The 21,990-nt window shown below is 63.2% G+C and carries 16 protein-coding genes and 1 pseudogene; 8 read left to right on the top strand and 9 right to left on the bottom strand.

Annotated features, from left to right (window positions below):
• Positions 1-108: 108 nt before the first annotated feature.
• The 8 genes from ABUK12_RS18285 (at position 109) to tssG (ending at position 11,367) form a co-directional block, all read left to right on the top strand.
• Positions 109-747, top strand: coding sequence for a two component system response regulator (locus ABUK12_RS18285; protein WP_410013171.1), 639 nt, complete (start codon positions 109-111; stop codon positions 745-747).
• A gap of 164 nt (positions 748-911) precedes the next feature.
• A complete protein-coding gene (locus tag ABUK12_RS18280) occupies positions 912-3,392 on the top strand; it encodes a type VI secretion system Vgr family protein (protein WP_410013170.1) in 2,481 nt (826 codons plus the stop codon).
• Positions 3,393-3,402: 10 nt separating this feature from the next.
• The gene (locus ABUK12_RS18275) at positions 3,403-6,078 is read left to right on the top strand and encodes a DUF2169 domain-containing protein (RefSeq protein WP_410013169.1); all 2,676 of its coding nucleotides are present in this window, start codon (positions 3,403-3,405) and stop codon (positions 6,076-6,078) included.
• Positions 6,075-7,154, top strand: coding sequence for a pentapeptide repeat-containing protein (locus tag ABUK12_RS18270; RefSeq protein ID WP_410013168.1), 1,080 nt, complete (start codon positions 6,075-6,077; stop codon positions 7,152-7,154). The genes ABUK12_RS18275 and ABUK12_RS18270 overlap by 4 nt, the downstream gene beginning before the upstream one ends.
• A gap of 23 nt (positions 7,155-7,177) precedes the next feature.
• Positions 7,178-7,810, top strand: coding sequence for a DUF3540 domain-containing protein (locus ABUK12_RS18265; protein WP_410013167.1), 633 nt, complete (start codon positions 7,178-7,180; stop codon positions 7,808-7,810).
• Positions 7,811-7,849: 39 nt separating this feature from the next.
• Positions 7,850-8,401 carry a type VI secretion system baseplate subunit TssE gene (tssE, locus tag ABUK12_RS18260; protein ID WP_410013166.1) on the top strand — a complete coding sequence of 184 codons (552 nt, stop codon included), beginning with the start codon at positions 7,850-7,852 and terminating at the stop codon, positions 8,399-8,401.
• Positions 8,402-8,404: 3 nt separating this feature from the next.
• Positions 8,405-10,264 carry a type VI secretion system baseplate subunit TssF gene (gene tssF / locus ABUK12_RS18255; protein ID WP_410013165.1) on the top strand — a complete coding sequence of 620 codons (1,860 nt, stop codon included), beginning with the start codon at positions 8,405-8,407 and terminating at the stop codon, positions 10,262-10,264.
• Positions 10,261-11,367 (top strand): type VI secretion system baseplate subunit TssG, encoded by a 1,107-nt coding sequence (gene tssG, locus ABUK12_RS18250; protein WP_410013164.1) that lies wholly within the window; start codon positions 10,261-10,263, stop codon positions 11,365-11,367. Before tssF ends, tssG begins: the two co-directional genes overlap by 4 nt.
• Positions 11,368-11,369: 2 nt before the next feature.
• Here the strand turns inward: tssG and ABUK12_RS18245 are convergent, their stop codons facing one another.
• From ABUK12_RS18245 to tssJ, 9 genes and pseudogenes are all read right to left on the bottom strand, one after another.
• Positions 11,370-11,792, bottom strand: a complete 423-nt coding sequence (locus ABUK12_RS18245; RefSeq protein WP_410013163.1) for a hypothetical protein — start codon at positions 11,790-11,792, stop codon at positions 11,370-11,372.
• Positions 11,793-11,799: 7 nt separating this feature from the next.
• Positions 11,800-12,327 (bottom strand): Hcp family type VI secretion system effector, encoded by a 528-nt coding sequence (locus ABUK12_RS18240; protein WP_410013162.1) that lies wholly within the window; start codon positions 12,325-12,327, stop codon positions 11,800-11,802.
• Positions 12,328-12,363: 36 nt separating this feature from the next.
• On the bottom strand, positions 12,364-13,842 hold the full coding sequence (tssC, locus tag ABUK12_RS18235; RefSeq protein WP_410016705.1) for a type VI secretion system contractile sheath large subunit: 1,479 nt from the start codon (positions 13,840-13,842) through the stop codon (positions 12,364-12,366).
• 60 nt (positions 13,843-13,902) lie between these two features.
• Positions 13,903-14,370 (bottom strand): annotated as a pseudogene (gene tssB, locus ABUK12_RS18230) (type VI secretion system contractile sheath small subunit); the annotation flags it as partial.
• 5 nt (positions 14,371-14,375) lie between these two features.
• Positions 14,376-15,392 (bottom strand): type VI secretion system protein TssA, encoded by a 1,017-nt coding sequence (gene tssA, locus ABUK12_RS18225; protein WP_410013161.1) that lies wholly within the window; start codon positions 15,390-15,392, stop codon positions 14,376-14,378.
• Positions 15,389-18,943, bottom strand: a complete 3,555-nt coding sequence (gene tssM / locus ABUK12_RS18220; RefSeq protein WP_410013160.1) for a type VI secretion system membrane subunit TssM — start codon at positions 18,941-18,943, stop codon at positions 15,389-15,391. The genes tssA and tssM overlap by 4 nt, the downstream gene beginning before the upstream one ends.
• 16 nt (positions 18,944-18,959) lie before the next feature.
• Positions 18,960-20,138, bottom strand: a complete 1,179-nt coding sequence (gene icmH, locus ABUK12_RS18215; protein WP_410013159.1) for a type IVB secretion system protein IcmH/DotU — start codon at positions 20,136-20,138, stop codon at positions 18,960-18,962.
• A complete protein-coding gene (gene tssK, locus ABUK12_RS18210; RefSeq protein ID WP_410013158.1) occupies positions 20,135-21,484 on the bottom strand; it encodes a type VI secretion system baseplate subunit TssK in 1,350 nt (449 codons plus the stop codon). Before tssK ends, icmH begins: the two co-directional genes overlap by 4 nt.
• On the bottom strand, positions 21,474-21,986 hold the full coding sequence (tssJ, locus tag ABUK12_RS18205) for a type VI secretion system lipoprotein TssJ (protein ID WP_410013157.1): 513 nt from the start codon (positions 21,984-21,986) through the stop codon (positions 21,474-21,476). Before tssJ ends, tssK begins: the two co-directional genes overlap by 11 nt.
• Between the last annotated feature and the right edge of the window lie 4 nt (positions 21,987-21,990).

Genomic DNA, 21,990 nt, shown 5'->3' with positions numbered 1-21,990 from the left:
GTCTTTAGCGCTGTCCGCGATAATAGTAGCGGCCGGCGGTTCTGTGCGTTTTTTATTTCAACAATATGCCAATAAATACTCTTCATGTATTTTCCAGGGAATCGTTTTATGAACATAAAACTCGTGCTGGTTGACGATCATGAACTGATCATCAACGGCATTAAAGCATTGCTTACCCCCTATCCGCGTTATCAGATAGCGGGCCAGGTGGACAATGGACTTGAGGTCTATCGCCTGTGCGGCGAGACCCACCCGGATATCGTGATATTGGATTTGGGATTGCCCGGCATGGATGGGCAGGATGTGATCGCGCAATTGCTTAAGCGCTGGCCCGCCCTGCGCATTATCGTGCTTACCTCCAGGCGGGGAGAGCATTATGCCGCCGGGGTGCTGCGCCTGGGCGCCCTGGGCTTTGTGCTGAAAAGCAGCCCGCAGCATTGCCTGCTGACCGCGCTGCAGTACGTTTTTAACCGCAAGCGTTACCTTGATCCGGCGCTGGATCATTTTCGCGTGTTCCAGCTGATGAACGAAAGCGGCCATCACCCTTTGTCCCTGACGCTGAGGGAGCGCCAGGTATTAAAGCAAATCGCCGAGGGCGCGGGCAACCACGCCATCGCCGGTAACTTATCCATCAGCCCTAAAACAGTCGAGACCCATCGTTTGAATATTATGCGTAAACTTGACGTGCATAAAGCCATTGACCTGGTGCATTGGTCGTTCCGGTTGGGATTGGTGGAATACCGTTAGACAAAAATTCAGGAAGGATGTCAGGGAATTACCTGATGTTTCATCTTCATTCGCCGCCTATGATGGCAATAGTCTTATAAAGCCAATAGTTAGCAGAATAAAATAGAGACGTTGTAAAAAATAATTCGGCTTATTACCGACGATCTCGCGTATTGGGGAACAGCATGCCCGACTGGATTAATGTTCATACGCCGTTAAGCGGCAACGCCGAAAGTGAGCTGATATTTAAACGGCTGACCGGCCGGGAATCCTTTTCGGCCTTATACCGGTTCAACGCGGAATTTCTTAGCACTCATAACGATTTAGATATGAATGCATTATTAGGAAAGGATATCACCATTGAAATAAAGCTCATTAATGGCGAGCGCCGTTTTTTGCATGGCCATATCACCCGCATTGATTTCAACGGCTACGATCTGCTGCATGAAAAATATAAGCTGTATACCTTCACCCTGCATCCCGCCCTGTGGTATCTGACGCAAAATCGCGATTGCCGCGTCTGGCAGGAGAAAACCCTGCCGGATATTATTACCCATGTCCTGGCCGACTATAATATTGACTGTGAAAATCGGCTGACCAGCGCCTATCATCGCTACCCCTACATCGTGCAATATCGCGAAAGCACCTTCGATTTCCTGAGCCGTCTGATGGAGCATGAGGGCATTTATTATTTTTTCCGCCACCATGACCGGGGCCATACGCTGGTGCTGGCCGACGCCCCCCAGGCGCACCAGCCTTTCCCCGGCTACGAGGATCTGGTTTACCGGCAGCCGGGCGCCGGTCTTAACGCACATCGCGAAGCCATTCACCGCTGGACATTGTCCCATGAAATCACCCCCCGGTTGTGCAGCATGGACGATTATGACTTTCGGCAGCCGCGCGCCCATCTGGGGCAAACGTGCCAAAACCGCGCCTCGTTTGCCGCCAACAAAAGCGAAATATACGACTGGCCGGGGGGGTATGCCGATCATGGGCATGGGGAGTTCCTGGCGCAAATCCGCCAGCAGGAGCTGGCCTCCCGGCAATGCCGCGTCTCGGGACTGGCAACGGCGCGCGGCATGGCGCCCGGCTACACTTTCCGGGTTCATCACTGTCCGCGCCCGCAGGATGAGCAATCTTATCTGGTCACCGGCGTCGATTACAGCATCCAGGATAACCGCTGGCATGCCGCAGATGCTCAATCCGCACCCGGCGCCGCCATGGCTGAGTTCAGCGTGGCTTTTACCGTTATACCGGCCCAGGTCACCTGGCGTCCGCCCCGCGCCACCCCCTGGCCTAAAACCCAGGGGCCGCAAACCGCCGAGGTGGCCGGTCCGCCCGGCAACAGCATTTGGACCGATAAATATGGCCGCGTAAAGCTAAAATTCCGCTGGGACCGGCACGGCGCGGGCGACGACACCGATTCCTGCTGGGTGCGGGTATCCAGCCATTGGGCCGGGTGGAAATATGGCGGCGTACAGGTGCCGCGGGTGGGCGAAGAGGTGATCGTGGATTTTATCAACGGCGATCCCGATCGTCCCATTATTACCGGACGGGTCTACAACGAAGACGCCCTGCCGCCCTGGGAACTGCCGGCCGCCGCCGCCCGCATGGGATTTATGAGCCGCAGCAGGGATGGCGGCACGGGCAACGCCAGCTACTGGTTTATGGAGGACGCGCCGGGACGCGAGTCCTTTAACCTGCATGCCGAGCGGGATATGACCCTCTCGGTGGAACATGACCAACGCATCAGCGTCGACGGCGATCTGGCGCAGGAGATAAAAGGCCAGAGCCGCTTTATCCACCAAGGTCCCTGCGCCACCTTCAAATTTAAACCCGATATACAGACCTTCCACTTAGGCAAAACCAGCCTGATTACCGCCGGCGGCAGGGCAGACGCCGTTACCGGCGGCGAATACCGGCAGGTGACCGGGCACGCGGCGCAGATTGTCAGCGGCAGCCTGACCCAGCATGCCGGTGATACTATCAGCCACCATGCCCTGAATGATCTGATGTTTGACGCCGGCAATAAAATCGTGTTCGGCCGGACGCGCTATCCCGGCGTGCTGGCGGCGGATGCCCCAGGGCCGGCCCAGGCCGCCCTGGCGCAGGCCCGGCCCGCCACCGCGCAGGAGCTGGCGGATCGCCGCCGGGCCGAGCGGCAATACCAGCGCCCGGATCCCACCCGGGTGGAATATGCCAAAGGGGTGGATACCACCATCAATGGCGTGGATCGGCAATCCATCGCCGGCAATCGGCACGTGGAGATAAAGGGCGACGCGCGCCGCCATATCCACGGCAGGCTGGATGAGCAGGTTGACAGGGATCTGGCCGTGCGCGCCGGCGGCGATATCAGCATTGACGGCGGCAATGAGATTCAGGTGACAGCCAAAAAACGGGTGCTGAAAATCAAGGGAAGCAGCGAAACCCATGCCGGCAATATGCTTCACGTCGCCGGCGCGGCGGAAAGCATCTATAACATGCGCGTTGCCATGACAAAAATGGCGGTAACCACCGATGAGGTATTGACGTCCAGCACCCGGCTGAACCTGGCCACGACCGCGGTGCGGGTCGAAACGGTGGGCGTCAATATCAGCCAGGGGCAGTTGGATATCCGCACCACGCTGCTGAGCCTGCACACCAGCGCCATCACCCTTTTTATCTGAGCCGGCCGCCATGAACATCATCAAACCCCTGCGTCTGGGCGTGCTGCACCGCCCCTGGCGCTGGCTGGGCCAAAACCAGTTAGGCGTGTCCGTGCTGGCCCTGGCTGACATGGGGCCCGCGCCACGGCTGCGTCCCGAACCGGAGCTGTGGCAACTGGCGGCGCGGGAACTGGCCGGCGACGGCGGTTTGCTGGACCTGGCCATTCCCAAAGCCTGCGCGGAATTCCTGGCCACCGGTTATGCCTATACTCGCCATCAGCGGCAAAATAATGCCTGTATGGTTAAAATCCAGGTGGACGCGCTGGAAAAGAGCCTGATGGTGTTCGGGGAACGTTTCTGGGTCAGCGGACGCCCCACCGAGGCGCTGCCGTTTGCACGGCTGCGCCTGGACTGGCAAAACGCCTTCGGCGGCGAAAACGATACCCGCAACCCGCGTGGCCTGGGCGCGCACCCCGTAGAGCGTAACGGCGTCATATGCCATCCGCTGGCCCATATCGAACCGGAGGCGGGTTATGGCGCATCGCGTCGCAGGATAAAACCCGACTGTTTCGGCCCGCTGGACTTTTGCCTGCCGGAGCAGTTCAGCCGTATCGGCAAAAGCTACGACCGCCGCTGGCTGGAGCAGGAGTACCCCGGGTTCGCCCGCGATATCGACTGGCATGTATTTAACCGGGCCGGACGCGATCAGTGGTGGCCGCGGTCGCCGTCATTACCGCTGGGCGCGCCCTGGCGTATCTGGAATATGCACCCGGAGCAACCGCTGCAGCAGGGCGTGCTGCCCGACTGGCGCGCCCGGTGTTTTATCACGCGCGCCGCCGTTCCCGACGATCATCACGCTTGCGCGCCGCCGGCGCTGGAAGAAATCACCCTGCGCGCCACCACCTTGTGGTTTTTTCCTCATGTGGAACAGATGGTGCTGATTTGGCAGGGCAGCTGCGGGATCCAGGAAGACGATGCGCTGGACGTCGACAATATGCTGGTCGCCCTTGAAGCGGCACGGGAGAGCCGGCCCCTGGCGCATTACCGGGACGTTCTCCAGGCCCGCAGCCGAAAGGCTACCGCCGCCGCCCATGCCCTGTGTGAACAGGATTTGGTCACGGAAAGCCTGATCGGCCCATGGCTGGATACCGCCCCCCGGCCGCCGGAAAGCCCGCTGGCGGCCAATCTGGCCCGCCGGGAAGCGGACCTGCGGGAAAAGCGCGGACAGCCCCTGCCGGACAGCGGCGTTCATACGACCTTACCCGGGCAGGCAACCCCGGCTGACCGGAGCCCCGGCCGGCACCAGGGCGCAGCTGACGCGCGGATAAGCCTGCGCGACGGCGACACGGGCGCAGGCGACGGCGATACGGACGCAGGAGATAGCGCCGGTAACCTGGTGGCCCGCGCGCAGGAGCCGGGGCCGCTGCCCGGCGAGCTGCCGCGGTATATGGCGCGGGTGGAACGACAGGCGGCGGCGCTGCAACAACGGGCGCTGGAAAAAGCCGCGGCCCTGGGCGCCGATATGACGGATGCCGTGGACGGCGCCGGGCCTGCGCACTACCACCGGATGCTGGCGGCGCTGCGGCGGGAGGCTGAGGACAGCGCCGGCGCCGGGCCGTCTATTGATACGCCTGAAGCCCGCCTGGCCCTGCACCAGATGTACCGGCTGGCCGCCGCTGCCCGCCCTGCGGCCCCGCAGGCGGCGGCGGAGTGGCGCCCTCGCCTTCAGGCCCTGCTGGCGCAAACGCGCGATCTCGGCGACATGGATTTGACCGGCGCCGATCTGCGCGGCCTGGATCTACGCGGCGTTAATCTGCAGCGGGCCCTGCTGGAAAGCGCCAGGCTGGATAACTGCCTGCTGGACGGCGCCGATCTCAGCGACGCCATGCTGGCCCACGCCTCGTTGACCGGCGCTTCGCTGCGCGACGCGCGCCTTGCCGAAGCCTGCCTGACCGGCGCCCGCTGTCACAACACGCTGTTCACCGGGGCGCAGCTGTCCGGGACGACAGTGACCCGGGCGGCGTTTGCAGACTGTTGTTTTGAGCGGGCGCAGCTCAGCGGGCTGCTGTTTTACCACACCGCCATCCACCGCTGCCGCTTCAGCCATGCCGCCCTGACGAACTGCACGTTTCTTGATGCCGACGCCACGGCGCCGGATTTCAGCCATTGCCGCCTGGAAAAGGTGACGTTCAACCAGGGCCGTCTGGACGCGGCTTGTTTTAACGCCGCGCGGTTGTCCGGCTGCTCGTTTATCACCCTGGCGTTGGATGAGATCCGGTTTCAGGAGGCCGCCCTGGACAGCTGTGTTTTTACCGGCGGCACCCATGCCGGAGGCGCGGCATTCCGGCGCGCCCGGCTAACAAGCTGCAACTTCCGGCAAACGCCGCTGGACCGGGCGGATTTTTCACAGGTCGAGGCGCAAAGTTGTGACTTTAGCGGCGCCGTGCTTACGCGCGCGCGCCTGGACGGTATCAACGCCGGCGGCTGCCTGTTTATCCGCGCCGACCTCAGCCACGCCTCGCTGACCCGCGCCGACCTGATCGGCGCCCTGTTGCAAAAATCCCGGCTCGCCGGCGCCGACCTGCGCGCCGCCAACCTGTTTCGCGCCGATCTGTCGTTAGCGACCATCGACCGCCATACCCGCCTGCAGGGCGCCTATACGCACCAATGCAAAACCCTGCCGCGCGCGCAGGAGCCTTCGTCATGACTCACCTCACCGCGCGGGAATTACAGCACCGCATCGACCGGGGGGAAGCGGTCGACTCGGTGACGCTGGGCGAGGAACAGCTTGCCGGCGTACGGCTGCGCGGCGCGGTATTCAGCAACGTGGATTTCACCGGGGTGGACTTACGCCGGCGCCAGCTGGAAGACACGCTGTTTGATCATTGCCGGCTGGAACGGGCCCGCTTTTGCGGCGGGAATATCAAGGACTGCCGGTTTAACCACTGCGCGCTGCCCGCGGCCGATTTCAGCGGGTGCGATATTACCGGCACAGTATTTAATCATTGCCGGCTGATGGGCAGCCGATTTGGCGCCAGCGGCCTGACATTAACCCAGTTCCTGGAGTGCCCGCTGACCGGCGCGACCTTTGATACCTGCTCGCTGGAGCAGGTGACACTGTTTAAAACGCCGCTGCTCCAGGCCCGGCTGCATCAATGCCGGGCGGTCCTGACCACATTGTTCGGCATCGACCTTACCGCCACCACGTTCAGCCAGAGCCAATTCGACCGCGTTATCTTTGCCGAATGCGACCACCGCCATAACGACTATCGCCGCCAGACCTTTATCGCCTGCCAGTTTACCGGTAATGCCATGGATAACGTCGATTTCAGCCACGGCACGCTGACCCGCAGCTGTTTTAAAGGCGCCTCGCTGGGCATGGCGCGTTTCAATCACGCCCGGTGCGGCCAGGCGCTGTTTATCGACAGCAGCCTGGCGCGGGCGCAATGCCGCCGCGGCCATTTTGACCAGGGGCAGTTTATCGGCGCCGACCTGCGACAGGCGGATTTTTCCCACGCCAGCCTGGAGCAGGCCCTGCTGCATCGCGCCGCGGCCGGACAATGCCGATTTACCGGCTGCAACCTGGCGTATGCGGATTTTCGCGAGGCCGATCTCCAGGACGCCGACCTGCGGCACGCGCGCTTTATGCGCACCAGCATGCACCGCGCCCGGCAAACGGCGGCGCTGTTTTCCAGCCGCAAGGGGCTGCTGGAGGCGGATGCAGCGCTCCATGCCGCCGAAGAGTGGAGCCACCGGCGGCCAGATGTGACCCCGGACCCTTAGCCATCCCTTATTTGAGACACCTTATGATGAACCAACAGGCATTGCGCGACCAGATTGCATCGCCGCCCGGCCAGGCCGTAGGCCGGGTGGTCAACCTGCTGCCGGACGGCTGCTATATCGTGCGCCATGAACAGCGCGGCTGGCAGTGCCGCCGGGCCGCCAGCTGCCTGCTGGCGCCGCAGCCGGGCGATACGGTGCTGGTTGCCGGCAACCGGGCGCAGCTGTGGCTGCTGGCGGTGCTGGATCGCGCGGACACGCTGTCGCCCTGGTCCCTGACGGTTGCCGGCGACCTGCATATCGTCGCCCGGGGCGAGTTAAGCCTGCATGGCGCCGAACGGCTGGCGTTGCGCGCCCCGGCGCTGGATATCGGCGCCGATCGCGGGGAATGCCGTATCGGGCGGATGCGCTACCAGGGCAAGTCGTTGTCGGCCCGGGTGGATGTCGGCTGCATCGTCGGCAAGCGGCTGGAATCGGTATGGCGCACCCTGGTGCATATCAGCCACCGGTGGCTGCGCAAAGTGACGCAAACGGAGCACGCCAGGGTCGGCCAGCTGGATTACCAGGCCGCCGATTATGCCCGCCTCCACGGCCGGAACCTCATGATCACCGCCGACGCCGTCACCAAGATCGATGCTGAACACATTCATATGGGCTGATGCGGCAGCCGCCGGATTTGCCGTAAAAATGGAGCGGAAATGGCGAAAAAAATAAGCCACCCCCCGGCGCAACGCGCCGCCGGACAGACTAGCTCGGCCGGCGGCCGGCAACGCGCCGCGCCCTTGTTATGGGAACGGCTGCTGGACGACGATCCGGAAAATCCGGACGAGTCGCCGCCGGACATGGCGTGCCTGCGCGACAGGCTGAAACAGTCGGTGTTAACCAACCTGCAGGCGCTGTTCAACTGCACGCGTTTCGCCTCCCGCGGCGAGCTGGCGCGCTGGCCCCATATTTACGCCAGTACGCTGAACTTCGGCTTGCCGCCGCTGGCCGGCAAGGTGCGCACCGAGATCGCCTGGCAGGATATCGAAGTCGCCATCGCCAGGGCGATCGCTTGCTTCGAGCCGCGCATCATCGTCCCGGAGCTGTGTATTGATTGCATTGATGACGATGCCGGGCTGGCGTCGCATAACCTGCTGTCGTTTATTATCCAGGGGCGCCTGTGGTGGTCGCCGGCGCCGGTGGAGTTCAGGTTTACCAGCCGCGTGGATCTGGAAAACGGCCATTTTGAACTGAGTGATAAGGGATAACTGATGGATAGCCGGCTATTGGACTACTACAACCGGGAATTGGCCTGGCTGCGGGAAATGGGCACGGAGTTCGCCGAACAGTATCCCAAGGTCGCCGGGCGCCTGGGCTTACACAGCGCCGAACCGGCCGATCCGTATGTCGAGCGGCTGCTGGAAGGCGTTGCTTTCCTGACCGCGCGCGTCCAGTTGAAAATGGACGCGGAATTTCCGCAGTTCTCCCGGCAACTGCTGGAGATGCTGCACCCTAATTATCTGGCCGCCACGCCGTCGATGGCCATCGTGGAGCTGCGGCCGGATGTCGCCAAGGGAGATATCAGCCAGGGTTACCGGGTGCCGCGCGGCACGGTGATGGACAGCCTGGAACGTAAGTCCCGCGGCGTCACCTGCCGCTTTCGCACCGCCCATGACGTCGACCTCCAGCCGTTACGCATCGAGCAGGTGGCGTTGGGCGGGATTCCGGCGGAGATCCGGCCCGGCGCGCTGGGTCTGGAGGGCTGCGCCTGCGCGCTGCGCATCAGGCTTTCCTGTATCGGCCCGGTTACGCTTGGTGAAATGCGTTGCGATCGGCTGATGTTTTATCTCAGCGGCGGCGATATCCCGGCCCGGCAACTGCTGGAGCTGATCATGCAGCATACGCAAACGGTGCTGGCGCAGACCGGCGGCGGCGCGTCCGTGCGCCTGAACCTGGGCCGGGAGGCGCTGCGCCATGAAGGACTTGACGCCGATCAGGCCATGCTGCCGCCGGACCTGCGCAACCTGGACGCATTTCGCCTGTTGCAGGAATATTTTTGTTTTCCCGCCCGGCTACAGTTTTTCAGCCTGGAGGGATTGCAGCCCTTGTTCGACCGCGGCGGCAAACAGCAACAGCTGGAGATTATCCTGCTGCTGGATCAGGCCGCGCCCGAACTGGAGCGCCAGGTAGATCGGCAGCATCTGGCGCTGCACTGCACGCCGGTCATCAATCTGTTCCCCCGCACCGCTGAACGCATTGTTCTCAATGAACGCCAAACTGAATACCCGGTTATCGTGGATACGCTGCATCCGCTGGATTATGAAGTCCACTCCGTCATACAGCTGCACGGCTTCGGCAGCAAAGGCGAAAACGGCTACCGGCGGCTATTCAGGCCGGTTTACGATCGCCACGATGAAGAGGGGCCTGAGGGCCCGGGCTGGTTTTCCCTGCGCCGGGAGCAGCGCCACTGGCCATCGGCCGCCGATCCGTCGATGGCGTATACCGGCTACAGCGGTTCGCTGGCCTATGTCTCCCTGGCAGACGAACGGCATCCGCCCTGGCATGGAGAACTGGCCTATCTCAGCCCCGAGGTGCTGTGCTGCAATCGCGACCTGCCGCTCACGTTGTTGCAGCAAGATAGGCAATTCGTGATGCGCGACTCTCTGCCGGTGCAACGGGTGGTGTTACGCAACGGACCCAGCCAGCCCCGCCCGGCGCTGGCGGAAAGCGCGTCCTGCTGGCCGCTGATTAACCAGCTGCGCCTCAATTACTTCAGCCTGATGGATAACCACGACGGCGGCGCGGCCCTGCGCCAGCTAGTAGACTTCCACGCCCGCAGGGCCGATATGACCGTCAGGCAGCAAATTGCCGGCATTCGTCAGTGCCAGCTCCTTCCCTGCCATCGCGTCATGGCGTCCCCGGCCCTTGCCGTACGCGGCATCGGCGTGCGGCTAAGCGTCGATGAACAGGCATTTTCCGGCCTGAGCCCGTGGCTGCTGGGCAGCGTGCTGGCGCGGCTGTTTACGCGTCTGGCCACCATTAACAGCTTTACCGAAACCACGCTCAGCTCGATACAGCGGGGCGCCATCGGCTATTGGCCGCCGCGTCCCGGGGCGGCGACACCTTTATGAAAATTCACCGCGTCCGTCCCTGCCCCGCCCAACGCCGCTTATCTCCGGTTTCACGCCGCCGCGTCACTGCGCCATCCGCTCCAGCCGCTGATGGCGATACCAATAGCTGGGCCCTGCGCGAGCGCCATCCCTGGGAGTATGATCTGTTTCAACTGCTGCGCCGCGTTGATGCGCAGGGCGGGCTGCGCTACGCGCTGGGACGCGCGCCGCTGCCGCGCGACGAACCGCTGCGCCTGGGCCAGCGGCCGGCGCTGGGTTTCGCCGCCGCCAATATCGCCGCCATCGCGCCGGGGACAGACGCGCGGTTGCGGCGGGTGGATATTAACGGCTTCGGGCTGTTCGGCCCCAACGGTCCCCTGCCGCTGCATCTGACCGAAGAGGTTTACCAACGCCGGCGCCCCGGCCAGGAACCGGCGCTGACGGCCTTCGCCAACCTGTTTCACCACCGGTTGATTACGCTGTTTTATCGCGCCTGGGCCGACGCCCAGCACTGCGTCTCGTTCGATCGGCCGGACAGCCGGCGCTTTGATGGGTATGCCGCCTGCCTGTTGGGAACAGGCCAGCCCGCCGCGCGCGTTGGCGCGCCGGACGCGCAGGCGCGTTATTATATGTCGGGGCATTTAACCCGCGGCCCGCGCAGCGCCGAGGGGCTACGCTCGCTGATACGTCACTTTTTTGCCGTGCCGGCCAGGCTGCGGGAAAACCTGTTCCATTGGCTGCCGCTGCCAGCCGGCGCCCGGCTACGGCTGCACGCCGGTCAACACCGCGCCCGCCTGGGGGGCACACATTGCCTGGGCCTTGCCGTTCCGGACAGGCAGTCCCGGTTCGCCGTCGATATCGGTCCGCTGCCGTGGCGGCAATACCGTCGTTTTTTACCCGCCGGGCATTCCGGCACGCTTGACCGGTTGCGCAAGTGGGTGAGCCATTACGCCGGGGTGGAATTTTCCTGGGAGCTAAGAGTGGTCCTGGCGCGGGAGGAATATCGCGGCTGTACGCTGGGAGGCGGCCAGCCGCTGGGACAAGGCAGTTGGCTGGGATATAACCTGCCGTCGGCCCACCGCGACGATTTTGTTTATCGTCCCGATGAGCCGATGGGTTGGTAAACTCAGCAGGCGTTATGGGTCATTTCCCGCTGATAGACCGGTAAAAAAGTCTGGGTAAACAAGGCGTCGGCATCGTTTTGCGACAGCGTGCCGAGACAGGCGCCCAGCGCCGCCAGCATCGCCCGCCGCTGCGCCGGAGTCACCCCGCCCGTGGCGATATCCGCCGGCGGCAGCGCGCCCGGGCCATGTTCCGCCACGGACGCATCATCCGCCCGTGCCGTGAACAACCGCAACGGATCGGTTTCCCCAGCGCCGTAAAGCCGCGATCCGCCGGGCGCCTCCGCCGCCGCGATCCGGCCGGACGCGGGGGGCGCGTCGAAAAGCGCCCCCAATACCCGATCGATATCATTTTCCCGTACCGTCGCGCCCGGAAATTCATTGAGAAAGTTTTCCCAGGTCTCTTGCGGGCGGCGGTCGTCTATCAATGGGTCATTATTTAAACTTGACTTGGGCAGCGGCATTTTTTTTCACATCCCAACCAAATTCAACCTTCGCGCTCAGGGCGCCGGTGCTTAACTGTTCTCCGCAGGTCACGCCCATCACGGCGGGTGAAAAGCGATACAGCACCGCCATGGCGCCGGGCGCCACCGCGTGTCCTTCCCCCGCGCCGGTGCCGGTATGGGGCACGATTTCCACCGCGCTCAGCATCACCTCCTGCAGTTTAATCAGCAGGTAATCCTCGCTGGACTCGGCCGCCTTTCTCAGCCCCAGGGTTACCGCGGGCAGATGCGTGCCCTCGACGCATTTTTTCATCATGGTGGGCAGGGCCTTATCAATCCGCGCCAGCACCTCCAGCTCGCGCACTACCGCCTTGCCGATACCGCCGCCGCCGCCCACGCTGTTCTCCGAGGGCTGGACTATCTGCCAGCGGAAATGCTGCACGTCGATCCAGTCCTTATGTTCCTCGTCCTTGGCTTCGCCTTTAACGCTGTCCACCTGCAAATAAATACTGTTATTCATACTCAGGAATCCTTTCTTACCGCGGGAAAAGGGATGTTAATTGCCACCTTTCAGCGACGGCAGCTTGGACACCAGGCGTAGCGACACCGTCAGGCCCTCCAGTTGGTAATGCGGGCGCAGGAAAAATTTCGCCTGGTAATAACCCGGATTGTCCGCCAGCTCGCTCACCTGCACCTCGGCCGCCGCCAGCGGGCGGCGCGCTTTGGTTTGCTGCGATGAGTTAACCGGATCTCCATCAACATAATTTATTATCCAATTATTTAGCCATAGCTCCATTTCACTGCGGGTTTGGAAGGTTCCCACCTTGTCGCGCACGATGCACTTCAGGTAATGGGCGAAACGGCAGCAGGCGAAAAGATAAGGCAGGCGCGCGGCCAGATTGGCGTTGGCGCTGGCGTCGGGATCGCTGTATTCCGCGGGTTTTTGCAGCGACTGGGCGCCGATAAACGCCGCGAAATCGGAGTTTTTACGGTACACCAGCGGCATAAAACCGTTTTTGGCCAGCTCCGCCTCGCGCCTGTCACTGATGGCGATTTCGGTCGGGCATTTTAGATCCACGCCGCCGTCGTCGGTGGGGAACATATGGCATAAGAGATTATCCACCGCGCCGCCCGACTCCACGCCGCGAATGGAAGTACACCAGCCGTATTCCTGGAACGAACGGTTGATATTCACCGCCATGGCGTACGCGGCGTTCATCCAGGTGAAATTGGCATGGGTGGCGCCGTCGGTCTGCTCTTCAAACAAAAAGGCGTGGACGGGATTGCCGGCCAGGCCATAAGGCAAACGCGCCAGCAGGCGCGGCAATACCAGCCCGAGATAGCGGGAGTCTTCCGATTCCCGCAGCATGCGCCAGGCGGCGTATTCGGTATTCTGCACGATCTTGCCCAAGTCGCGGGGATTGGACAGCTCCTGCCACGACTCCATCTGCATCACCCCGGGCGACGCGCCGCTGATAAAAGGGCAATGGGCGGCGGAGGCGATAAGCGACAGTTCGCGTAACAGTTCCACATCCTGCGGACTGTGATCAAAATAATAATCGCCGACGAGACAGCCCAGCGGCTCGCCGCCAAACTGGCCGTACTCCTCTTCATAAACGCGTTTAAAGATCGGGCTTTGATCCCAGCTGGCGCCTTTATAGCGTTTAAGCGTGAGCCCCAGTTCTTTTTTGCTCAGGTTCATCACGCGGATTTTCAGCATATCGCTGCTGGCGGTATTGGCGACCAGATAATGCAGCCCGCGCCAGGCCCCTTCCAGCCGCTGGAATTCGGGATGATGGAGGATGATGTTGATTTGCCGCGACAGGGTTTGATCGATAAGCGCAATCAGGCCCTGAATGGTGCTGAAGGCATCCCGGGATAATGTCACCCGGTAGGCCAGCGCCTGCTGCGCCATGGCCCTAACCGCCAACTCCAGCGCGGCGCGCGCTTCGTCGGTCTTGGTACGGAACTGCTCTTCGATCACCGCGCCGATGGCCGGCGGCAAAATGCGTCCGCCGCCCCCGGCGGCGTACATCGGCGAGTAGGGTAATAGATCCTGCCCGCCGGTATCGGCCGACGCGCCGGCCAGGCCCCGCAGCAGCTGGTCATCATTCAGCACCGAGGCCATCAGTTCCTCGGCGCCATGTTTGCCATCCATATAGGAAAGCAGGTTGGAGAGCTGGATGTGCGCCTCCAGCAGCGCGTTCAGCGGTTCGACCTGGTGCGCTATCGCCTCCGGCAAAAAGTCGTCCATCTCGTTAAAGACGAGCGACACCGGCAGGTCGTCGACGCCGGTCAGGGTATTTTCCACCCGGATGGCGATACCCGGCTGGAACGATTTCATCCGTTCATTAAAATTATCACTATCGATATCGAGGAATTTCCGGTCATCGATCCGTACCGGCGGTTCGTGCGCCCCGCCGCTCAAATCCGCCATGACGCCCATGACAAACGGCAGCTGAACCGTGCGTTCGGCGCCGTATAATTCCACCTCATACTCGATTTGCACGCGCGGCGCGCGATGGCGGGCGATCAATTTTTGTCCGCTGTGTGCTTCTTTCATCTCTCTTACTCCTTAAGGCTCTCGCAGCCGAAAAAATGCTCTAACTGGCTTGCCGCCTCCGGCGCCAGGTTGCGCACTATCGCCAGAAAGTCCTGGCTCATTAACCGCTGGATACGCGCAATCATCAACGGCGCCGGATGGCTGGACTCGTAGCGCCGGAAATAGATCTTTACCTGTTCCAGCGCCTGGTAGGCGTCGTCGCGGGTGAGGATATCGCCCTCACGCCGGGACGACGGTGTGGCCGCCGCGCCGTTATCGGGCGGGGTGCGGCGGGGAAATAAGGAACCTTCCGCCGGCGCGGGAGGCGGCGGCGCGGTATCGTGGACCATCAGCGGCTGGGACAAGGCGCGCAGGGAAGCCAGCACGCCGGGCATGTCCGGGATCGCCGTTTCGCCCAAATGCGTGCGCAGCAGGTTGAAAAGCCGCTCCAGGGCGGAACAGATCAACGGCAGATAGCGCGCGTGCGTCTCCAGCCCCCGCCGCAGGAGGACGGACAGCCGCGCCGATTCGCCGGGGGGCTCCGCGGCCCTTATACCGTCGAGGGCGGCCGCGGCATCGGCAAACGACAGGCTGTGGCCCGCTTCGCGTACAAACAGGCTATGGCGCAGCAATTTCGCCAGCTCAAAGCCATCGCCCAGCTCGCGCAGCACGTTAATGCGCATCAGGGGATCGGACTCGCCCTCCAGCGCCAGCGGCGGCAACAGCGTCGGCCAATACCGCTCGAGCGCTTCGCCCATCAGCATAATGCCGTCGGCGTAACCGGGCACGCCGCGCAGGGCGGTCCAGGATTGCGCCAGCAACAGCATCACGCGCAGATCCTTGCTGCGCGCCAGCAATCCGAGGGCTTGTTGCTCCACCCGGCGCCAGTCCGGTTCCAGCGCCGGGATCAGCATATCGCCGAACTGTTGTTCCGCTTTACCGCGCGCCAGCTGGTGCAGCTGAATAAAGGCCAGATCGTATTCCAGGTTTTCGCCGCAGGGCGCGTCGGTGCTTACCGGCGTAAGCAGGGCGTTGATGTTCATAGCGGTTCCGGTTGCGCGACACAGCTGAAGTGCGGCAGGGTAAAGGGGTTGCGCACGTTGTCCGGGATAATTTCCAGCGTCACGTTGCGGCCAGCCAGGGTGAAGGTGATATGCTGCGCGCCGTCGTTGCCCGTCCGCCGGCTTTGGCCGCCGTCGAGCAGCCGGTTCAGCGCCCACGGCCCCTCCCGTTCCAGGGTGGCGATGGTGCCGTCGGCCAGGCCGGCGCTCAGCCGCGCTTTGCCCGTACCCCGCGCGCCCGGCCAGTTCAGATGATAGGCAATCGACGGGCCGTGGTTATAGCTGAGCATCTGCCCGTCGATATCAAGCGACAGGCTGAGAATGCCGTTGTCCATCTTTACCGGGCGCAGGGTAAAGGAAAAGACGGGGCGGGTCGCGCCCGGCGGGAAGAACGCATCGCCGATAGCACGGGCGGCGCGGAAAAAGTGCAGCAATGCCTCCCCGGCCGCCTCGTCGCCGGCGTTGATCCCGGGGAAAAAATGCCAGCGATTGGCGCAGGCTTCCACGCTGTCCGCCAGGTGCTGTCGCCAAAAACGATCGGCCAGCCCCGTTTCCGGCGCAAACAGACGCGCCATATCGTCCGGACTGAGATCGATCGCGCCCTGCGGCGATAAAGGATAACGGCCATCGGCGACCTGCCGGCAATACGCGCCGATCTGGGTATCGAACAGCCGCCGCAGCCGCCGCTGCGTTTGGCGCCGGGTATCATGGCCGGCGCCCTCGGCAAGCTCAAGGATCAGGCGGCGCATCGGCTGCGGCAAACGCAAGGCATCCGCCCGCAGCCGGGAGAGGGTCTCTCCTGGCGCAGGCGCCGTATCGCCGCTGTTGTGCAGCGCGACCAGATAGCGGTATACGCAGCCCAGCTGTGTGAGAATAGCGTCAAAGGCGATGGCGGCGCCGTTTTCATCGCCCGGGCGGGACAGCGCGATAAGATCCCGGTAGTGGTGCCTTACCTTCAGCTCGGGCCCTTCCTGACCTTCCCGGTTCCCCCGCTGGGGAAACAGTGTGTTCAGCAACCCGCGGGTGCCGGCGCCGAGCTGCCGCCCGAGGTCCGGCGATGACGCCTGCGCATCGCCCGGCGGCGACAAGGCGAGGATGTCGCCGATACGCGTCACCAGGCAACGCAGCGGCGAATGTTCGCCGGACAGGATACGCGCGCTGTCGATGCGCCGGTTCAGGTCCGGCGCGGGCATCAGGCCGATATCGCCGAGAAAGTTATCCCAGCGGGTAATAAATTCGTTCATATAACAATGCCGTACGTTGGCGGCCAGTTCGTCCTCATCCGCCGCCAGGGTCTGGTTCAGCACCCAGCGGTCCTCCTCCTGTAGCCGGCGCAGGGCGACGGCGACCCGGGGATGAAAGCCCAGCCAATACCCTGCGGGGGTAAACAGACCGGGGAGCGTATCCGTGGCCGGAAGGCCGCTGTTGCGTATCAGTACCTGCTCCGCCTCGGCGCCCGCCAGATCGATAAGGCTGATGGCCTTGAACCGGCTGTCGTTAATAAGCAATGGTTTCAGCCGCTGGTAGACGCGCTGGGCAAGCGGGTGCTGACGGATGGCAGACTGAGCCGTCTCGATCAGACGCTGGTCTTTGTCGTTGGGCGACAGCAGCGGCGCGTCGGTTATCAGTTGCGCGAGATGCCGGCGCAATTGTTCATTCCCGGCGCTGTCGAGCTGCGCCGCGCCCGGCATCGCCGGCAGGGTCATCAGCACCCAGGAGCGTAAAAACCCGCCGTCGTAATGCTGCGGCTCATACAGCATTTGATAGGCTTTCAGCGCCTGATAAGTGAAATCCGTCTCGCCGCCATGCGCCCGGGCCAGCACCGCGGCAAGCTGCTGCGTCACCAGCGGCAGCAGCACGCGCTTCAGCGCGTGCCGGTAGACCAGTTCGCCGGCGTCGTGCAGCATCCGGCCCCGGTACAGGCCCATACGATGGTCCAGCGGGGGGCGGCGATAATCAAAGACCCCGGTTTCGGCCCAGACGCCCAGTCCGTTAAAGAAGGGCATTATCTGGGCCAGCCCGGGGTCGGGCGCACGCAAGATAGCGGCGCTAAGCTGTTCCAGCGCCTGGGTGCGCGCCTGTACCCGTGCCAGGTACTGATGGTTATTATGATAGCTGGCGATACCCAGGCTCCCCGCCGCCAGCAGCAGCGCCGATAACAGGCCGTAGCCCGCGAGGTAACCCAACCGGCGACGGCATATGGCCCAGCGGCGGGTGCCCGCCAGGTCGCCTTCGGCCAGGATAATGTCCCGAAACAGCGTCTTGAGGAAATAGCTTTGCGGCGTCGGCGCGGCCACATTGGCCGTGGCCATATCCGCCGGCGTGAAGCGGTAATCGAACAAATCGTCCTGGCGGGCCGTTAACGCGCCGGCGGCCGGTCCGGTTTTCTGGTTGGCGCTGGTAAACCAGACGCCCCGTGGCGCGGGCGCGGCCCCCTCGGGAAAGGAGGCAAAGATAATCTCCAGGTAACGCAGCAGCGGCTGGCGCAGCGCGGCAAAGGCCTGGGGCAGGGCCAGGCATTTGCCGCGCTGCCTGGCATCGGACTCCGCCAGCAGCGTATCCGCCAAGGCGTCATCTAACCGCCGCTGCAACCGGTCGAAGGCCTGCGCAAAGGCTTCTGGCAGCGAGAACCCATCTTCGGACCCGCCCCGCCAAGGAAAATCCATGCCCCAGGGCTGCGCCAATTCAGGACCGTCGAAGCGGCTGAAATACTGGCTAAACCCCGCCAGGCAATCGGCCTTGGTGATCATGATATACACCGGCAGGACAATTTTAAGCTGCCGCCCCAGCTCCAGCAGGCGTCGGCGCAACAATCCGGCCTGCCGGCAGTGCTCTTCCCGCGAGGGCTGCAGCAGATCCTGCGCGCTTATTGTCAGCACCACCCCGTTAAGCGGCCGGCGGGCGCGATGGCGCTTTAGCAATGCCAGCATCTGTTGCCAACGGCTGTCGCCGTCGGCCAGAAAGCTGCCGCAGGGACTGATCACCACGCCCAGGGAGGTAAAATACCAGTCGCAACGGCCCGGCCCGTCCGCCGCGCCGGCGTCCGGGGCCTGGGGTTCGAGAAAATCGAGCTCAGCGTTTTGCAGGGCCCTGGACTTGCCGCTGCCGCCGGCGCCCAGCATCAGGTACCACGGCAGCCGATACAAATACGCGCGCCCGAAGACCGGCAGTCCCTCCTTTTTCAGCCCGGCGCCATAACCATGATGCCGCTTGAGGATCCTGGCCGCCAGTTTAAACCCTGCGGCAAGCGGGGTTTCCTCCCTCGCTGACGGCGTCCGCTCCGCCGTCAGCAGTTGCCGTCGCACACTGCGCCGGAAACGGGCCTGACGCATTGAGGAGAGGGATCGCGACAGCAGCCAAAACGCCGTCACCGCGCCGATAACCTGATAACGGACAGCGTCAGACGCCAGGGGATGCACCCCGCCGACGTCAAGCCGGGGGCCCACAAACCAGACGGCCAGGCCAACTCCCGCCGCCGCGCAAACGCCACGCCAGATTCCGCCGCCGTACAGCGCCCCCATCATTTTTAACATGTTCGTGCTCCCCGCCTCATTCTGTGTCGCCGCCGGCCAGGTTAAAGGCAATATCGATGCGTCGGTTAAGGGCGCGATTTTCCGCCGTGGTATTCGGCACCAGCGGCGTCTTGCCGGCGGCGCTTTGCGCCACCACCCGTCCCGGCTGATCCAGCGCCTGGCGCAGCATCAGGGCGACGGTTTCGGCGCGCGCCAGCGCCAGCGCGTCATTAGAAGTAAAAGCGGCGCCATGGATCGGCTGGTTATCGCTATGCCCGCGCACCGTTACCACGCCGGTGGTCTGCGCCAGATGCCGGGCAATCAGGAAGATAACGTCTTGATACGATGGGTGGAGCGTCGCGGAGGCCGACGCGAATACGTCGCCGCCGCGCAGCGTGACAACCCCCTGCTCATCCCGCAGGGACACCGCCACGCGGTTAGCGGCAATATCCGCCGCCAGGGCCTGCATCAGCTCTGGCAGCGACATCCCGGCCACCGACGGGGGCGCCTTGGGCAGTTGCAGGCTGAACAGCCTGTTTTGCACCCCGGTGGCAGCGACGTCCAGCCGGTTATTAAGGACGATATACAGCAAGCCAAGCAGCATCCCGCCCAACAAGACGCATAGCGGCGGCGCCAGCCGCGCCCTGGAGGTCCGCCGGGGGGCGGGGTGTTGCGCGCGCGGTTCACCCAGGGGACGGGCGTATTCACCCCTGATGCTGCGAATCTGCCGCGCCAGCCGCTGGGTCAGGATTTCCAGCCGGTAAATGCCGTTTTCCATGACCCGGTAGCGGCCGCCGAAACCCAATAACAAACAAAAATAGAGCAGCTCCAGCAGATCGATATGCTGCTCGGGCTGTTGCAACAATGTCGCCATCAGTTGGAAAAATTTCTCGCCGCCGTTGGTTTCATTATGAAAAGCCACCAGCAGGCCGTTGCCCGCCCAAATGCTGCTTTGCCCCCAGGAGGTCAGCGCCACCGCCTCGTCCAGGGCGGTACACAGGCAATAGCGCGCGCCGATAATCACGTTATAGCCCAGCGCCGCTTCCTGGCAAACCTGCTCGAAACGGCGCATTTCATCGATCATCCGCAGGCGCAGCGCCCCGGCATCCTCGGGCGGCTGCGCGTAACGTAAATGCGCCACGGCGTTCAGCAGCGGACCGGCCGCCGCCAGCAGCCGGTTGGGCTGCGCGTGCTGCATGCGAGCGTGGTCTGTCATGGCGGTGGTCCACCCGGCGGGGATTGACGCCTTATGGCCCATAATTGAATGTCCAGCCGGGCGAATTCGTCGGTAAGGTACAGGGCGAAGGCCCCGGTTTTGGCCAACTGCGGCCATAATGCGCCGCTATTTTCCAGGGCAAAGCAGCTGGCGCCCGTTCGGGAAGGCAGCTGGCGCGGCGCCTGCGCCAGGGGCCGCAAGGGGATACCCGGCAATTGCAGTTGCACCACGTCGCGGATGCAGCACGCCGGCGCAATCTTGATTTGCGCCAGAAACGCGCTCGTTTGCGCCCCGCCCTCGAGTTCCGCCACCCTTAAGACAAAGTCAAACCGGTCCGGCATCTCTTTATCCGGCAATGTGGCCACGCTCAAGCCCGGCATCTTCTCGGTCAGCGGCAGGGGGATGGCGCTGTCTTCAAGCGCGATAAACAATCCCTGGCGCAGCAGCGACATCAAGAGGCCAAAGCAGCCGCCGATATCCGCATGGTCATACACCGGGATATCGCCTGCAAAGACATGCGGCGCCCGGTACACCGCCAGCTCCAGCGCAAACGGCAGCCATGCGGAGAACAGGCACTCCGGATGTACCCTCGGGGCGTGCAGCAGATGATCTACCCTGGCGCTGAACCGATGGATAAGCGCCTGCAGCATCAGGTCCGCCGCCCTATTGTGCCCTTCGTCCCGCTGTTGCAGCTGGCGGCCCAGCCGCTGGCGTCGCTGTTGCAGCAAGCCCGCCAGCTCCCGGACATATTCCTGCAGCGCCGGGCTGGCGCGGCTGTCCAGCAGGGGAGGAAGATAACCGGGATCCAGCAACACGCCGCCGTCCCGATCCTTCGCCAGCACCCGTACCGCGCCCATGGCTATCCATTCGCCGTTAAGTTCATGTTCCGGCAGCAGCCGCAGACGCAGCCTGCCGCACTGGATCTTCGCGCCGCCCGCGGACAACGCGTTGGTGTCGGCAACCTCTTTTTCAAACGCCAGGTGACGGGCCAGCGAATCCGCCGCTTCGGTAAAAATGACCGCTTCCCGTCCCGCGCGCCGGACCGGCAATGCCAGAACGATGGTCACTCCGCCGCAGCCGGCGCGGATATCCAGCGCCGCCGGCGCATCGCAGGGATCGGTGAAATCGAACAGCGTACCGTCCGGTAGGATGCCGGCGCCGGCGGCCAGCGCCACCTTGCCCAGCGCCAGCAGGCTTTCATCCACCCGCAGGATGGAAAATCCCCAGGGATAGCGGCCATCCCGCAGGTGCCATTGGCGCTGCTCCAGATACTCCTCGGCCTGCTGGAAATGATGAGGACGCAGGAACATCCCCTCCACCCACAGCACTTTATGGTTATTTTTCATTATCATTTCCCTGCAAACCGTCCGGGGTCACGGTAATCCGGCGCAAAACGGGCGGAGGCGGCCGGAGCATCGTCCATACCGAGGCCGCAGGCCGCGGCGGCAGAGGCAATAGCAGCCGCCAGCGTTTATGGGCGAGATCCTGGTACTCGGCAAAGATGCCCAGGTAATGAACATCGTCCGCCGTTGGCAGCGGCAGGACCCGGCACTTATCGTCGGGCAGCAGGAAAATTTCTTCTCCGGCGCGCACCTGCCCGCGCAGCGTCTTATGCGCGTCACGTTGCAGGTCCTCATAGCCGGCCGACAAAAAGCGGGAGGGATCGGTAAGCTGCAATACGGTTATTTTTAGCGGTGATCCGTTATTCACCCGGCCGCGGGCGTTCAACGCCAGGCGATCGCCGCCGCCACTGTCTTGCGGGGTTATTTCCGCCGGCGCGCAGGCGCTGATAAACGCCGTCAGCGCCAGGAGGCCGGGAAAACGAAGCCGAAAAAACAGTGAAGACATATAA

Origin of the sequence: Sodalis sp. C49 (assembly GCF_046352915.1) — a bacterium.
Classification (GTDB): domain Bacteria; phylum Pseudomonadota; class Gammaproteobacteria; order Enterobacterales; family Enterobacteriaceae; genus Acerihabitans.
Note: the sequence above shows the minus strand (reverse complement) of the source record. Positions and strands in the feature narration are given on the sequence as shown.

What these genes read in the sequence shown, in the direction of transcription:
- ABUK12_RS18285 (WP_410013171.1), top strand. Translation starts at nt 109, where the DNA reads ATGAACATAAAACTCGTGCTGGTTGACGATCATGAACTGATCATCAAC.
- ABUK12_RS18280 (WP_410013170.1), top strand. Translation starts at nt 912, where the DNA reads ATGCCCGACTGGATTAATGTTCATACGCCGTTAAGCGGCAACGCCGAA.
- ABUK12_RS18275 (WP_410013169.1), top strand. Translation starts at nt 3,403, where the DNA reads ATGAACATCATCAAACCCCTGCGTCTGGGCGTGCTGCACCGCCCCTGG.
- ABUK12_RS18270 (WP_410013168.1), top strand. Translation starts at nt 6,075, where the DNA reads ATGACTCACCTCACCGCGCGGGAATTACAGCACCGCATCGACCGGGGG.
- ABUK12_RS18265 (WP_410013167.1), top strand. Translation starts at nt 7,178, where the DNA reads ATGATGAACCAACAGGCATTGCGCGACCAGATTGCATCGCCGCCCGGC.
- tssE (WP_410013166.1), top strand. Translation starts at nt 7,850, where the DNA reads ATGGCGAAAAAAATAAGCCACCCCCCGGCGCAACGCGCCGCCGGACAG.
- tssF (WP_410013165.1), top strand. Translation starts at nt 8,405, where the DNA reads ATGGATAGCCGGCTATTGGACTACTACAACCGGGAATTGGCCTGGCTG.
- tssG (WP_410013164.1), top strand. Translation starts at nt 10,261, where the DNA reads ATGAAAATTCACCGCGTCCGTCCCTGCCCCGCCCAACGCCGCTTATCT.
- ABUK12_RS18240 (WP_410013162.1), bottom strand. Translation starts at nt 12,327, where the DNA reads ATGAATAACAGTATTTATTTGCAGGTGGACAGCGTTAAAGGCGAAGCC.
- tssC (WP_410016705.1), bottom strand. Translation starts at nt 13,842, where the DNA reads ATGTACGCCGCCGGGGGCGGCGGACGCATTTTGCCGCCGGCCATCGGC.
- tssA (WP_410013161.1), bottom strand. Translation starts at nt 15,392, where the DNA reads ATGAACATCAACGCCCTGCTTACGCCGGTAAGCACCGACGCGCCCTGC.
- tssM (WP_410013160.1), bottom strand. Translation starts at nt 18,943, where the DNA reads ATGTTAAAAATGATGGGGGCGCTGTACGGCGGCGGAATCTGGCGTGGC.
- icmH (WP_410013159.1), bottom strand. Translation starts at nt 20,138, where the DNA reads ATGACAGACCACGCTCGCATGCAGCACGCGCAGCCCAACCGGCTGCTG.
- tssK (WP_410013158.1), bottom strand. Translation starts at nt 21,484, where the DNA reads ATGAAAAATAACCATAAAGTGCTGTGGGTGGAGGGGATGTTCCTGCGT.
- tssJ (WP_410013157.1), bottom strand. Translation starts at nt 21,986, where the DNA reads ATGTCTTCACTGTTTTTTCGGCTTCGTTTTCCCGGCCTCCTGGCGCTG.